This window comes from Companilactobacillus heilongjiangensis (assembly GCF_000831645.3).
Lineage (GTDB): Bacteria > Bacillota > Bacilli > Lactobacillales > Lactobacillaceae > Companilactobacillus > Companilactobacillus heilongjiangensis.
Genome location: NZ_CP012559.1, coordinates 532,954 through 547,373 on the forward strand (window position 1 = coordinate 532,954; position 14,420 = coordinate 547,373).

Below are 14,420 nucleotides of genomic sequence, written 5' to 3' on the forward strand. Positions count from 1 at the left end.
AAGAACACAATAGCTGGAAGTTGAAAGAAAAATATAGTCAGTAGTGAAGGTGGCGTTATTGCTTTAGCAATTACACCACGGACGACTTTTGAGACGTGGTTTTCGGCTCAAAATCGAGGCTCGAGACCGTACTTTGGCTCGGGCCGGTCCTCACAGCAGACTATATTTTTCTTTCAACTGGAGGCGTACCGCCTCGTTTGAGATAAATAAGAAATCAGAATTGTGCTAATATTAGAGGGTAATTCTATATGAAAGTTGGGAATGTCGTAATATGGTAAAACTTGTCATGGTAAGGCATGGAGAGAGTATTGCTAATGCTTTAAATCAATATACGGGGTGGAATAATGTTGGTTTAACTCAAGAGGGCATCGTCCAAGCACACGTGGCCGCTAAAAAGTTACAAGGCTTTTATTTCGATCATGTACACACATCTGTTTTGCAAAGAGCTATTATCACAGCTTATATTATTCAAGATGATTTGAATCTTAATTATGTGCCAATCACAAAGTCTTGGCGCTTAAACGAACGTCACTATGGCGCTTTACGAGGTCAAAATAAGGATGCTACGAGACGTGAATTTGGAGTTGAACAAGTGCATCAATGGCGCAGAAGCTTCTATTCAGTGCCTCCAGAACTGCCACAGCCAGACCCTAATGTTGGACCTTACAAATATTATGAGTCTAGTATCATGCCAGTTGCTGAAAGTTTGTATGAAGCTTATCAACGAATTATTCCTTATTACGTCGATAATGTTGCACCCAAATTGTTGGACAATAAGAATCAGTTGATTGTTGCTCACGGTAGTACTATCAGGGCTTTGATCAAATATATTGAGGGAATTAGCGATAAAGATATTGATGGAGTTGAAGTCGCAAATGGGAAGCCATTGATTTACGATTTTGATGAAAAACTTAATATCATTAGCAGTAACCGAACAGAAAAATAATTATTTTTGAAAATAAATGAAAGATGCACCATGGTTGAGAAAGGCCATGAATGCACTTTCATTTTTTTTGCTTTTTTAAAAGAAAATGCTTTCTTTTTAAAAATAATGAGTTAAACTATTTAAATGGTCTAGATAAGCCATGACATTTTTTAGTGCCAAAAGTGCCTATTTGGACAATTTAATTGTAATAATGTTCGTTTAATCATGAGTAGTACAGATTGAATTATGAGAAACAAGTAGTTCCTTATGCAGATCAGATATACCACATTAAAAAAATAATTATTACTAATATTCAGTTTAAAACAAGAAGGAGTTTCATAATGAATATTTTAATTGCTTTGATTCCAGCGCTTGGTTGGGGCTTCATGCCAATCATCACTGGTAAAGTTGGGGGATCTCCAGTTAACCAAATGTTCGGAATTGGTGCTGGTGCAACAGTCGTTGGTTTGGTCTCTTATTTAGTTACACAACCGAGCGTTAGTGCTCAAGCCTTTTGGTTCTCAGTTCTCTGTGGTGCCTTATGGACTATCGGTCAAATCGGTCAGTTCATTTCTTTCAAGCGTATCGGCGTTTCAGGAACAGTTCCACTATCAACTGTTTTTCAATTAGTTGGTAACTCAATTATCGGAATGTTGATTTTCGGTGACTGGGCGGGTGCACATGCCAAAATTATTGGTATCATCGCTTTAGCAATCGTTGTTGTTGGTGCTTTATTGACATCAGTTTCAGACAGCAGCGACGGTCAAAAGATGCAGACGAAAGATGCACTCTTCCTATTATGTACAACCGTTGGATTTTGGATCTACTCTTCATTTCCAAATATGCCAATCGTTAAGGCTGAAAGTCCAACAGGTATCTTTCTACCAGAAATGTTAGGAATCTTACTAGGTTCAATCATTTATGCCTTATTCACAGACAAAAATTCATTTAAACAAAAGCAACAATATCAAAATATGATTGCCGGAGTTGCTTGGGGAATTGCCGCATTTGCGTACATCTTCTCAGCCAAAGCAAACGGTAATACATCAGCATTTATTTGGACACAATTAAACGTAGTAATCGGAACATTCGGTGGAATCTTCGTTCTACATGAACAAAAGAGCAGCCGTGAATTGAAGTTTACTATTTTGGGAATCTTGTTAATTGTAGTCGGTAGTGTAGCTACATCGTTCGCATAAAAAGTATTAGTTAAGTATGCCGTCTCCAGAGCTGGGAAATATTCACAAGCTGTGCGGAACGGTCTGAGCCGAGGTGCGGTCTCGAACCATGGCACACAAATATTTCCCAGCTCTTCCGACTAATTAATCGTTATTAGTTAGTTAATTAAATAGAGAGAAAAAGCTGCAGTAATCCAGTCCAAAGGATTACTGCAGCTTTTTTTATAAATTAATGTTTGGGAGTATATCTATACCGATAACACATCCAACAAGATAATTAGCCGGAGGTCGTCAGTAATATATAGTCAGCAGTGAAGGTGGCGTTATTGCTTTAGCAATTACACCACGGACGACTTTTGAGACGTGGGTTTCGGCTCAAAAGCGAGGCGCGAGACCGAACTTTGGCTCGCACCGGTCCTCACAGCAGACTATATATTACTGACGACCGTAGGCGGCCCTATTCAGCAATAGCTTCAAACATATTCTCCTTTAAATAATCGAATTCACCATAGCCACTGTATAGAAAAATAAAGCGCTTTCCATTATAATTAAATTTGATTCTATTCCAACCGTAATAGGTATCTTCAGCGACATCTTTAATTTCTGAAATGGGCACTGTGATCTTGTCGATATTTACGACACCTTTGAGAGATGAGATGTAGAGATTATGGTTGGAGAATTTAAAACTGACGTATCCATAACTGATGCCTGATTTTTGATCAATAATTTGAATGTATGCAAACATGATTTTCACGTTCCTTTCTTAATTCACCTTTAGAGTAGGTTATAGAACGCGTTTCATAGCAAGGATATTGGTCAAGAAAAGTCAATTCGTATGGAACCAGTTCGATAAATTTTAACTATAAATGACACGGAGGAGCGACTATTTTGATCAAACACATTTTTTCCGATATGGATGGAACTCTATTACAGAGCAATTGTAAGATTAGTGAAAACAACGTTCAGGTAATTAAGGATAGTCAGATTCCGTTTACATTAGTCTCGGCGCGTTCACCAAGAGAGATGGTTGAAACCATTGATAAACTTGACTTACAGGAGCCACAAATTGCTTTCAACGGTGGATTGATTTTTCAACAAACTGCTCAAGGTAAGAAAATTCTGCAATCAGAACCAATTGCTGCGGACGGTATCAAGCAAGTGTTGACCATTTTAAAGCAAGAATTTCCGGATGTTAGCTGTTCATTGTATGATTTGGACAACTGGTATGTGGAAAAAATTGATAAAGGTATCGAATATGAAGCCTCAGCCTGTGATTTTGAGCCAATTGTGACTGATTTTGTTTCTTTACTGAAACAAGATGACCTAAAAATCTTCAAGATTATGTTAATTTCGTTCGACTTACAGGAAATGAAAGCGATGAATGAAAAACTTGCATACTTAAACTCCGGTGATGTGACCGTAACGCAGTCAGCCGAGAATTATCTTGAAATCACGCATAGACTGGCTCAAAAGTCCCGTGGTATCAAGTATATTCAAGATTTGGAAAACTTGGAAAAGGATGATATGGCGGCTTTTGGAGATGGCTATAATGACTTAGTGATGCTCAAACAAGTGGGGACTCCGATTGTTATGGACAATGCTTTGCCCGGTGTAAAAGACTATGCGAAGTTTATTACTAAAGACAATGATCACGATGGTGTTGCCTTTGGGATTCAAAAATATTTAAGTTCTAAGTCATCAATATAGATAAATGGTTAAAAATTCACTTGTCAGGCAGAATTATTCGATGAGCTAAAGTTGACTGTTGAGTAGATAAAATAAACAGACAGCTCAAATTTTGAGAATCTCAAGTGGGTTGGGCCAATATCAAATTTTATTTTAAAGAAAAGTGGCTGTGACATAACTATTTTTGTCTTAAATATGCGGCATAAACGTGCAACAAAACATAACTTTTTCCGCTTAAAACAAATATGGACTGTAATCTAAAATCGGATTACAGTCCATAATTGCCTTAATGCTCGAAAGTTGACCATGTTTTGTCACACTCTCTATGCCTTCATAGCTTTGAGTAAGTGTTGTTCGAGGTATTGTTCCTCACCGTAACCAGTGTAAAGGAAGGAATACTTTTTACCTTGATATATGAAGTTGATGCGATCTTCACCATAGAATTTATCAATTTGTAAATCAACAATTTTGGAGAATGGAATATCGATGCGATGTAGAGCTTTCATACCTCTGACGATTGTCATTGATAGATGTCCGTCTTCAATATTGTAGAAAACGTAGCCTTTAAATATTTTGGAGTCCTTGTCGATAATTTGAATGTAGGTGTACATAATAACTACACCTTCTTTCCACAAATATTTAATCAATAAAAAATTAATATTATTGATTGATGCGGATTATAAGCGCTGATTTATACAGAAAGAAACGAAGGGCCTTGAGACTGACAAGACGTCTACTATTGAGCTATATCGTTGATAAAAATACGAATAGAAGCTATTTTTAATTTAAATTTTATTAGGTCGCTAATATTAAAAATTGGCAACTGAAAAAGTAGGCGATGAAGATGGAAAAGAGCTTTGCAAGAAAGTTAAATGGGAAACCATTGTTTAACAGTTTGATTCTTGGTGCAGCGATTGGAAGTTTTACGTATATCTTGGCTGATAAAGATATAGCCGCTGGTGTTGTACTGGGTACGATAGCTTTCCTAATTCAGAGTACGATTATTTATCCGCGTTATTTACCAAGTCTTTATGGACGTTGGAAGATCAACGATGGGGCAGTATCATACTACGATTACAATACGTGGATGAAACGAATCAAGGCTATCTTTTTACCAATTGGCAAAAAGCAGGAGTCAGTTTCATTTGAAGATATTATGTCCTACTCTTTAGTTGTTAATAAAAAAGATGATAAAGTGTTGCCACATTATATTATTTTGAAATTGGATAATGGGCATGATGTTGCTTTGGATTTGTCTTGGAATTTGTTGAAGTCGGGTGCACCTGAAAAGGATGTTGAATGGGTGGTTGATTTCATTACTTCTAAATTGAATCAGAAGACGGTGCAGATTTTGCAGGTTTGAATTGGATCTAGGTCTGAAAACATTTGATAAATATTCTCAGACTTTCCGATTGATGTATTCTTTTTATTGTTATTAGTATGAGTTTTTCTTTTAAGTTTTAATAAAAAGGTAAATAAAAGAGCAAGTAATCAAAAGAAGAAATTCTGATTACTTGCTCTTATTTTTGTTTATATAGGCAGTGGCTCTAAAACGAGTTCCGACAGGGCAACTCCTTCCGCTTTGCATACCTTCCCAAATCATCCGCAAAGTGCGCGGATAATTCGTGAAGCTACGCAAATGCTCGGGAGCTGACCGCCCTGTCTCCACTCTCTCTAATCTTCATCATCGTCATCAATTTCATCGTCAACTTTAATATCTTTCAAAGCTGAACGATCTTTTCTGACTAAACGTAAACGATTGAGTGAAACTTTTCCAAGTACTAATGGTACTCGTTCTTCGACTACATCACTGTAGGAAAGTCCGAACCAGTTTGCTGGTGAGATGAACTCTTGTAGGAAGAAGCGCATGTGAATTACACTCTTCTTCAAACTGCTGATCTTTGTATCTGGTGATAAAATTTCTCTGATAATAACGAATGAGAAGTCACCAACATCACGGTCAGGAATAGTTGTATATTTCTGTGGTTGCTGCTTGATTTCACCGTTTGACATCATATCATTCACAACTTGACGCAAGTAGACGTTAACTTTCTGATCAACTCTGAATCCTAAGTAAAGTTGAACGCTGACCATGTAGTCGGTATCGAAAGTTTCAACGCTATATGCAGCTGTATATGGTTCATCGGTAACGTTAACTGTTACGAACCAGTAGACTTGAGCGCGCTTTGGACGCTTATCAAGGATTGAATAAAGAATATTCTTCTTGATACGGTAGCCATCGTGAATCTTAGTTAAGTAAACCAAATTAGTTGTATAAAGTGGGTAACTAGGGTCTTTTCTCAAATCATTCAATTGATGCTTGAAAGCTAATAGTGAAACGAAGTGACTCCGATATGTGTTGTCATCTTTAAGTCTTTCACCGTATCTCCAGATGAACATAACAGCGATAAGTAGGGCGGCGATAAACATAGTAATGTAAGCACCGTGAATGAACTTGCTACTGTTAGTTACGAAGAAAATACTTTCAATAATAAAGAAGAAACTGATAATAATCGTTGTAAAGAAGCGATTAGCACGTTTCATTAACAACCATTGATGGAGCAAGATTGTTGTCATTAACATTGTGATTGTAATTTCTAGACCGTAGGCATTTGACATGTTTTCGGAAGTTTTGAAATAGAAGACGATGAACAAACAAACGACCCAGATAATTGAGTTAACTGTTGGAATATAAAGTTGACCTTTGAAATTAGTAGGGTAATAAGTTTTCAATCTTGGGAAAATCTTCAATTTGGTAGCTTCAGATACTAGTGTGTATGAGCCTGAAATCAAGGCTTGAGAAGCAATGATTGCGGCCATAGCTGAAAGGAAGATTCCGAAGAGTCTGAAATCAGCTGGAATAGATTGATAGAACGGATTCATTGCGGAACCCATGTTTTGAAGCGTGTGATTATCTTTAACACTTAAAATCCATGTTGCTTGACCTAAGTAACTTAGTAACAAGCAAATCTTGACGAATGGCCAACTAGTGTAAATGTTAGGTCGACCAACGTGTCCCATATCTGAATAGAGGGCTTCAGCACCAGTAGTAGCAAGGAAAATACTACCAAGGATGAAGACACCGCGGATATTGATTGGACTTCTTAATAGTTCAATCGCGTAGTATGGGTTCAAAGCTCGTAACATAGTCCAGTCGGATGAAAGATTTAGGATTCCCATAAGACCAAGGAAAGCAAACCAAACTAGCATGATAGGACCGAAAGCTCGACCAATCAATTGTGTCCCAAATCTTTGTATAAAGAAGAGGGTCGACAAAATAATCAGCGTGACAATAATTACTTGGTTTTGAGTACTAATCAAAACGGTATTGTGAATGGCAATGCCTTTCAGACCTTCGATTGCGGCAGTGACAGTAACAGCAGGTGTCATCATACCGTCGGCTAGGAAGGTTGCCCCACCAACCATAGCCGGAATAATTAGCCACTTAGCACGCTTTCTAACCAAAGTGTAGAGGGCGAAAATACCACCTTCACCACGGTTATCAGCACGCAAAGCAATTAAAACATACTTAATTGTCGTGACTAAAGTCAGTGTCCAAAATATTAATGAAACACTGCCTAGAATAAAATTAGTGGACATCTTATCAAGTCCACCATTCCCAACCATTAAAGAGTGCATAACATATAGAGGTGAGGTACCAATATCTCCATAAACGATTCCTAAAGCAATTAGGAACCCTGCAACACTCTTTTTTGAATGGGGGTTATTCTTCAATGAATTTAGTTGTGTTTTTTCCATATAAATAATCTCCAAAAATAAACAGTTCAACGGCGATTATAACATTAGAATTGCTAGTATGAAACCACTTAATTTTGGTCTAGTGGGTTTCGCTATATATCACAGCAATCAATCGTAGTTGGTATTAATTCATATCTGAAAGTTGAAGTTTCAGATAACCGTTGTCGCAACCATCTAAGTTGTAATTTATCTGCTCATTCATATCACAAAAAATAGATTAGTTGGAAGAGCTGAGAGTATTTACCTGCAGCGAAAGTGGTGTTATGGCTTTAGCCATTACAGCACCGGGCGTGTTGGAGACTTGCCGGTTCTGCAAGGCTTCAACCGAGGTTCGAGACCGCTCTTTGGCTCGGACCGTACCACGCAGCAGATGAATACTCTCAGCTCTGGAAACGGCATACTTAACTAAACTTTCAACCTTTAGTTTTTATGTATTGGAACGACTAATGAAGAATCATTGGCCTGAACTGTATATTTGATATTTTGATTACCACGAACTGTCATACCAAAATCTGTTGCATAGACGATCAAACCTAATTGATGGCCTTTGAGTAATTTGTAAAATGTTGGTTGAAGCTCAACATCAATATTATAGAAAACATTTGGTTTTAGTTCATCAACTTTATAGTTGTTTTCACGATTCTGTAAATTAATGTGACCCTTAGTGATCATCTTGAACGGTGTTGGTTGTGCATAGGTAAATTCACGTAAATCATCTTCACGCCAATCGTATGTTTCAGCTAAACTATTTTTCGATAATAACGTTGGTGAAACGGTCAAACGTTTGGCCTCACCGTAATCAATTAATTGGAAACTCAAGAGTCCGATATCTTCACTGGAACTAACTTTTAGTTGAACATGAACTTTACCGTCAATTGTTAAGTTGTCAGATAAAGCATCAGTCTTGTAAATTAGTTGATTGTCAGTCAATTTCTTATCGGCAGCAATCAAATCATGTTCCCAAGTATCGTTATGCTTAGCATAATTATCGAAGGTTGGTTGATCCAAGTTGTCTTGGAATGATTGAGTTGATGGAGTAACTGTATCAGTTGACAATTTATCACTTGATAAATTATATTTAACTTGTTGATTTTCGGCGTTATCCCAGTCTTTGTAAGCTGTCCAGTTCTCAGTCTTCGTATTATCTTGGATGATAACATTAGGGATGATTTCCTTGGCTTGATTGTCAATTCCGAGTAATTCATGAGTCAGCCAAAGGTTGATGATATCGTTATAGTCGATAGAACGAAAGGCATTAATGTAAATGTGTTGTCCTTGGTGCAAAATGATCTTTTGTGTAACGCCGTTATGCTTGATACCATTCCAAAGTCGTTCAACGTTTCTAGGTTTAACATTCCAGTCATTTAAGCCGTGGACCATGAAGACGTCAGCTTTGATATTCTTGAAATTCTTGTGGTAATTACGAGCATCCCAGAAAGTATTGTAATCGCCAGTTGTTCGATCTTCGCCAGCTTGGATTGCTTTAATTTGGTCGTCCCATTGTGATTTTATATTGTGAAAATCACCAGGCTGTAAACGACGACTGAATGTTTCTTCTGCCAAAACGTCAGCGTCTTCGCCAGGGAAGCCACCGGGAGCGATAACTAGTCCGCCGTCACGGTAGTAGTCGTACCAATTAGAAATGGCAGCTTCACTAATAACAGTCTTTAATCCTGAAACACCAGTAGTTGCAGCGGCAGTAGCTAATGTTCCTAAGTATGAACGACCAGTCATGGCAACTTTTTGATTTGACCACCATGCCTTAATTTTAATGTTGTCAGTTCGGTTGGTGAAAGCAGGCAATTGACCAGTCAACCACTTGATGATTGCAACGGTTGAAATAGTTTCGTCAGGATCACCAGTAGTTCTGAAACCGTCGGAGTCTTTTGTACCGATACCGGCCATATAAACGACCGCAAAACCACGAGCTAGGAAGTAGTCATTTAAAGTGTAAGAACTTTCTCTAGAAAAATCCTGTTCGGCTTTTTTAGTTTCGCCATCGATTTTTCTAGGGGCAGGTATTTCTTGATTGTCATTTTTATATTCGATATCTGAATATTTTAAATTATTTGGTTGTTTGTGTGTTAAAGGTACGTTGACGTTGTGAGTTAGCTTTTCACCGGTCTCATCGTTAGTACCTTGGTTGTACGGACTAGCAGTGTAGAGAACAGGTACTTTCAAGCCGTTTTCAGTTTCACTAGGACGTAAAATTTCAGCTTTTAGTAAATCACGTTTGCCGTCATGGTCACTGTCTTGAGGTGATTCTACGTAAACGACTTCACGAATTAACTTATGTGGGTTGAATACAGGCAAAGTCTTACCATTGAATAGCATTGGCTTAGTGATTTGCCCATAGAACTTAGTGAAGTAACCTTTGGATGCGAGGGAGTCAATATATGTTTGTCCCATCTTGTTGTGAGTTGCTAATAACCAATACCAAGCGGACTTTAACTCGTCAATGGTGAACGAAGCGCCGTTATGGTCAGCAACCATCAATTGAATTTTTTCCATGGCAGCTAGTGGATCGGTAAATGAGAAGTCCACGTCAGGATTGAATTTGAGAAGTTGTAGGGCAACGTTATAGAAAGCTACGACTGAGACGTGAGTGGCTGAATCGATATATTCACTCAAATTTTGGTCGTCAGTTGCCATATATGTTTTGAGCGTTTCTTCAAAAGTAGAAGAAGTTTTATCTTCTAAAAAACTCTTGCTTAAAAAACTGATCCAAAGTTGCAGGGGATTGGTTTCTGACTCGTTATCTTTATCTAGAAAACCGATTTCGGTGAGCTCTGTTAATTGATCTTTAAAGTCTGTTGGACGGATTGCAAATTGGTTATTTTTCATATGAACAACTCCTTTTTTAGATATTATTCTCATTATAGAGCAGTGGGGATTATTTTGCCTTAATACTCTAGTTTATTAGATATAATGCCGCCTCCGGCCACCAGAAATTTTCGCCTGCAATGGGACCGGGTCGAGCCAAGGTCTCGCCCCTCGCTTTTGAGCCAAAGTGCGGTCTCAAAAGACGTCCGTGGAGTAAGGAGTAAACTCCTAACACCACCTTCATTGCGGGTGAAATTTCTGGTGACCGGAGGCTAGTTGGTTGAAAAGGGGAAAACATTCTTTAACATGTAGTGCTAGTTGATAACTTGTTGCAGGTATTCGCAGATATTCATATAGATTATAGAAAAAGCCACAAATTACATTGGTCAATGAAAGACGATGTAATTTGTGACTTTTGATAATTGTATTTTTAAATAGGCGGTGGCTCTGAAACGAGCTGCGCAGGCCAATTTCTTCCGCTTTGCCTAACTTCCCAAATCATCCGCAAAGTACGTGGACAATTCGTGAAGTTAAGCAAATGCTCGGAAATTCCCAGGCCTGCTCCGCTCTCTAATTGAAACGAGCTACGACAGGGCAACTCCTTCCGCTTTTCATAATTAAGCAAATCGCCCGCTAAGTTCGGCGTGCAATTCACTTAATTACGAAAATGCTCGGGAGCTGACCGCCCTGTCTCCGCTCTCTATGCTAATGCTCCCATTGGATCCCATGGTGCTAATACTTTTGGTTCTTTTGATTCTGTTTCAAAGGTATTCTTGAGGTCTTCTGGTAAGTACTTCTTGTTGATAACTAGTTGGTAAACGAATTCGTCGAACCATGAGTCGCTCATTACGAAGTAACCTTTTGTTCCGACTTTTTCACCCCATGAGTTTTCAACTTTCCACTTCAATGGGTTGCCGTTTTCGTCTAAATCAACGCCGGTGATAACCATGGCATGTGTCATCATGCTTTCGATGTAGTCAAGGCGTTCTGCCTTTGTCATCTTCAAGTCAGTGTTTAGTAGGCCCTCAAGGTCATAGATGTTTGTATCCATGATACCAATCTTACGATCTGAACTTTGGCCAACATCACTACCAAACCAAACTGTTTCGCCAGCTTGGAGTTGTTTAACGGCTAGTTTCTTGAAGTCATTGATTTCAAGGTTCAAGTGACGTACTTGACGTCCGCCGATTACGTTACCAAGCATTTCAACTGTGTAAACGTGGTTGTATGGCTTGTCAGCTGTTGGAGCGTTGATTGTTGAAATGTAACTGTCTAAGTCCCAGCCAACATACTTCTTGAAGAATTCTTGAGGTGTGATGCCTGTTTCTTTGTGATAGTTCTTATCGTCATCACGGTAAGCCCAGTCAAATTTTGTAGGAGGAACGCCGACTGTGTAAACCAAAATCTTGTAGATTTCACTTAGTAATTCGTTCTTCTTACGTTCGATGTCTTCTTCAGACTTGTTGTCGTTAACAAGGTTACGCAAGATGATAGCGTCTTTACGTAATTTCTTGTTAAGAACGTTATTTAGTTCAGATGAGTTTGTACGACTGAATGTATCTGGCATTACGGCCTTAGGAACGACACCATATTTTTGAACAAGTGCCATAACCATATCCCATTGACCACCATCTTGTTGAGGTGTTGCCATTAGGAAGTCGACTTTACGGTCGCCAGTTGGTAAAGCAGCTGTGTTGATAACATTTTCGAAGAAGTAGTTAGATTTTTCTAGTTTGTCCCAGAAAAGCATGTAACCTTGTGAAAGTTCAAAGCCCTTGATCTTAAAGTTATCTTGAAGAGGGTGTCTCATAGTATTCAATGCTGCGAAAACCCAGCATAATCCAGATTGTTTTTGGTCGGCAACTTTACCAGTATCAATTTCAACTGAGAAAGTAGGGTCCATAGCAACTTTAGATGCAATTGTTTCACTTGATTTGAACAAACCATTGTTAGCAACAGCGTTTTTAATTGCTGAAGAACCTGGTGTGTTTTCAAAAGCGTTTTTAAAATTATCTAATTCTGATGATGTGATTTCTTTAGTCATACAATTCTCTCCTCTATCTGATATTATCGATTACTTTTGGTCCATCGGCATAACCGACGATAATGGTATTAACTATATCAAGAAATAGTCCATGTGCAACTATTCCAACTTGATGATCTAACCATTCGGCTAATAGGTGAGGGTGAGTAATTTCGCCCATTTTTAAATCAATTACGTAATTTTTATTATGTGTCAAAACGCGTTTGCCATCGTCATTTAAACGAAATTCGGGATGTAGGTCTTCTTTTTGAAGGTCTGCAAAGGTCTTTTCACAACCGAAAGGAATTACTTCTAGTGGCAATGGGAAACTGCCTAGGGTGTTAGCCAATTTTGATTGGTCAACGATCCAAATATTTTTGGTGGAATTAGTTGCGACCATCTTTTCAAGCAAGTGGGCAGCACCGCCACCTTTGATACCTTGGTAATTCTTGTCGATTTGATCGGCACCATCAATGGTTAAATCGATGTGGTCGACATCATTTAAATCTTTGGTTGGGATGCCAAGCGACTTAGCTTGTTTTTCAGAGCGAGAAGAAGTGGTTACAGCAACGATATTTTTGATATCGCCAGCTTGATATCTCTTGCCGAGTTCCTCAATCATGTAATAAACCGTGGAGCCAGTACCAAGTCCTACAACACTATTACTTTGGATAAAGTCAACGGACTTAATACCAACGGCCTGCTTTAATTCATTTTGATCCAACTATTTTTCCCCCTTTAAAAGCTCTTGGTAATTTTCTGCTAACAAAAATCTGATCTCTGGTTTCTTCTTGAAAGAAGCTTTAGCATATTCGCAAACGGGAACGATCTTAAGACTCTTCAAATCTGCGTAATCCAAAACTGCATTGAGAAGTTTTCCAGCCAATCCTTGACCACGATAGTCATCATCGACAAAAGTATGATCGATTGAAATCACTCCGTCTTTAACAGTTGAATATGTGATTTCACCGGCCATTTTATCGCCGTCCTGTAAAAAGAAACGACCATCCTCATGTTTAAATTCCATAAAATTACCTCCTGCTAGATTAATTTAATATTATACTACTCTATTATAAGAAGAAAGTCAGTGTAATGAATAGTTTTATAGTGGTTAAAATGCTATTATTTTAGTTACTGAAGGTTTGTTTCTCCAGAGCTGAGAGTATTAACCTGCTATGCGGAACGGCCCGAGCCAAAGTGCGGTCTCGACCCTCGGTTTGAATACTTGCACAGACCGCAAGTATCCAAACTCGCCCGGTGGTGTAATGGCTAAAGCCATAACGCCACTTTCACAGCTGGTTAATACTCTCAGCTCTTCCGATTTTTTTGATTTGATATATTCTAAATCGTTGGGGATGCTGTGGTATCGTGCTTAGTACCGGACGTATTTTGAGACCAGTCCGCACAGCCCGTGAATATTTCTCATCTCTGGAGACGGCTTCATACAATACTTAAGGAGTTTTCAATTTGACAAAAAAACGTGGATTTGAAATTGTTAAAAAATACGAAGGTAAAGGAATCAATTTACCAGTTCGTCAAACTAAAAATGCTGCAGGTTACGATATTGAGAGTTCCGAAGATTTTGTTGTTCCCTCAATTTGGAAATTTGGTGTTTTGAATGTTTTGAAATTTTTGCTAAATAAGGGCAAAATGGATGACGACAAAATTGCTGAAGTTCAAAAATCAATCAAGCCAGTATTGGTACCAACCGGTGTCAAAGCTTATATGCAAGATGATGAAGTTTTGATTATTGCTAGTCGTTCCAGCAATCCATTGAAACGTGGTTTATCAATTCCTAATGGTATTGGCGTTGTCGATGCAGATTATTATAATAATGACAGTAACGAGGGTGAGTTGTTTGTTCAATTGATCAACTTTTTCCCAGTTGATTACACTGTTAAAAAAGGTGAACGTTTAGCCCAAGGAATATTCATCAAATACCTTACAACCGATGACGACGAGGGTGGATTAACAAAACGTCATGGAGGATTTGGTTCTTCAGGAATATAATAAGAAAGGAACTATT

General features: G+C 38.3%; 12 protein-coding genes. 5 read left to right on the top strand and 7 right to left on the bottom strand.

The window, feature by feature from the left end:
- Positions 1–271 precede the first annotated feature (271 nt).
- Positions 272–946, top strand: coding sequence for a 2,3-bisphosphoglycerate-dependent phosphoglycerate mutase (locus JP39_RS02340; protein WP_041498825.1), 675 nt, complete (start codon positions 272–274; stop codon positions 944–946).
- A 320-nt stretch (positions 947–1,266) separates the two neighbouring features.
- Positions 1,267–2,124 (top strand): GRP family sugar transporter, encoded by an 858-nt coding sequence (locus tag JP39_RS02345; protein ID WP_041498823.1) that lies wholly within the window; start codon positions 1,267–1,269, stop codon positions 2,122–2,124.
- Between the two features lie 436 nt (positions 2,125–2,560).
- On the opposite strand, the gene JP39_RS02350 is transcribed toward JP39_RS02345, so the two are convergent.
- On the bottom strand, positions 2,561–2,848 hold the full coding sequence (locus JP39_RS02350) for a hypothetical protein (protein ID WP_048699315.1): 288 nt from the start codon (positions 2,846–2,848) through the stop codon (positions 2,561–2,563).
- A 143-nt stretch (positions 2,849–2,991) separates the two neighbouring features.
- Between JP39_RS02350 and JP39_RS02355 the strand changes: the two genes are divergently transcribed.
- The gene (locus JP39_RS02355) at positions 2,992–3,810 is read left to right on the top strand and encodes an HAD family hydrolase (protein WP_048699317.1); all 819 of its coding nucleotides are present in this window, start codon (positions 2,992–2,994) and stop codon (positions 3,808–3,810) included.
- A gap of 302 nt (positions 3,811–4,112) precedes the next feature.
- On the opposite strand, the gene JP39_RS02360 is transcribed toward JP39_RS02355, so the two are convergent.
- Positions 4,113–4,400: a hypothetical protein gene (locus tag JP39_RS02360; RefSeq protein WP_041498821.1), complete on the bottom strand. Its 288-nt coding sequence runs from the start codon at positions 4,398–4,400 to the stop codon at positions 4,113–4,115.
- 233 nt (positions 4,401–4,633) lie between these two features.
- On the opposite strand from JP39_RS02360, the gene JP39_RS02365 reads away from it, so the two are divergent.
- Positions 4,634–5,152 carry a hypothetical protein gene (locus JP39_RS02365; protein ID WP_041498819.1) on the top strand — a complete coding sequence of 173 codons (519 nt, stop codon included), beginning with the start codon at positions 4,634–4,636 and terminating at the stop codon, positions 5,150–5,152.
- Between the two features lie 311 nt (positions 5,153–5,463).
- On the opposite strand, the gene JP39_RS02370 is transcribed toward JP39_RS02365, so the two are convergent.
- The 5 genes from JP39_RS02370 to JP39_RS02390 form a co-directional block, all read right to left on the bottom strand.
- Positions 5,464–7,548 carry a KUP/HAK/KT family potassium transporter gene (locus JP39_RS02370; protein ID WP_041498817.1) on the bottom strand — a complete coding sequence of 695 codons (2,085 nt, stop codon included), beginning with the start codon at positions 7,546–7,548 and terminating at the stop codon, positions 5,464–5,466.
- Between the two features lie 420 nt (positions 7,549–7,968).
- The gene (locus tag JP39_RS02375) at positions 7,969–10,392 is read right to left on the bottom strand and encodes a Xaa-Pro dipeptidyl-peptidase (RefSeq protein WP_041498816.1); all 2,424 of its coding nucleotides are present in this window, start codon (positions 10,390–10,392) and stop codon (positions 7,969–7,971) included.
- 679 nt (positions 10,393–11,071) lie between these two features.
- Positions 11,072–12,415 carry a C1 family peptidase gene (locus JP39_RS02380; RefSeq protein ID WP_041498815.1) on the bottom strand — a complete coding sequence of 448 codons (1,344 nt, stop codon included), beginning with the start codon at positions 12,413–12,415 and terminating at the stop codon, positions 11,072–11,074.
- A 13-nt stretch (positions 12,416–12,428) separates the two neighbouring features.
- Complete coding sequence (rpiA, locus tag JP39_RS02385) at positions 12,429–13,118, bottom strand: ribose-5-phosphate isomerase RpiA (RefSeq protein ID WP_041498813.1); 690 nt, start codon at positions 13,116–13,118, stop codon at positions 12,429–12,431.
- Positions 13,119–13,421: a GNAT family N-acetyltransferase gene (locus JP39_RS02390; protein WP_041498811.1), complete on the bottom strand. Its 303-nt coding sequence runs from the start codon at positions 13,419–13,421 to the stop codon at positions 13,119–13,121.
- 440 nt (positions 13,422–13,861) lie between these two features.
- Here JP39_RS02390 and JP39_RS02395 point away from each other — a divergent pair, with 440 nt between their 5' ends.
- Positions 13,862–14,404 (top strand): dCTP deaminase/dUTPase family protein, encoded by a 543-nt coding sequence (locus JP39_RS02395; protein ID WP_041498810.1) that lies wholly within the window; start codon positions 13,862–13,864, stop codon positions 14,402–14,404.
- Positions 14,405–14,420: the final 16 nt, after the last annotated feature.

Coding starts and splice junctions, on each gene's coding strand:
- JP39_RS02340 (WP_041498825.1), top strand. CDS start 272: ATGGTAAAACTTGTCATGGTAAGGCATGGAGAGAGTATTGCTAATGCT.
- JP39_RS02345 (WP_041498823.1), top strand. CDS start 1,267: ATGAATATTTTAATTGCTTTGATTCCAGCGCTTGGTTGGGGCTTCATG.
- JP39_RS02350 (WP_048699315.1), bottom strand. CDS start 2,848: ATGTTTGCATACATTCAAATTATTGATCAAAAATCAGGCATCAGTTAT.
- JP39_RS02360 (WP_041498821.1), bottom strand. CDS start 4,400: ATGTACACCTACATTCAAATTATCGACAAGGACTCCAAAATATTTAAA.
- JP39_RS02365 (WP_041498819.1), top strand. CDS start 4,634: ATGGAAAAGAGCTTTGCAAGAAAGTTAAATGGGAAACCATTGTTTAAC.
- JP39_RS02370 (WP_041498817.1), bottom strand. CDS start 7,548: ATGGAAAAAACACAACTAAATTCATTGAAGAATAACCCCCATTCAAAA.
- JP39_RS02375 (WP_041498816.1), bottom strand. CDS start 10,392: ATGAAAAATAACCAATTTGCAATCCGTCCAACAGACTTTAAAGATCAA.
- JP39_RS02380 (WP_041498815.1), bottom strand. CDS start 12,415: ATGACTAAAGAAATCACATCATCAGAATTAGATAATTTTAAAAACGCT.
- JP39_RS02390 (WP_041498811.1), bottom strand. CDS start 13,421: ATGGAATTTAAACATGAGGATGGTCGTTTCTTTTTACAGGACGGCGAT.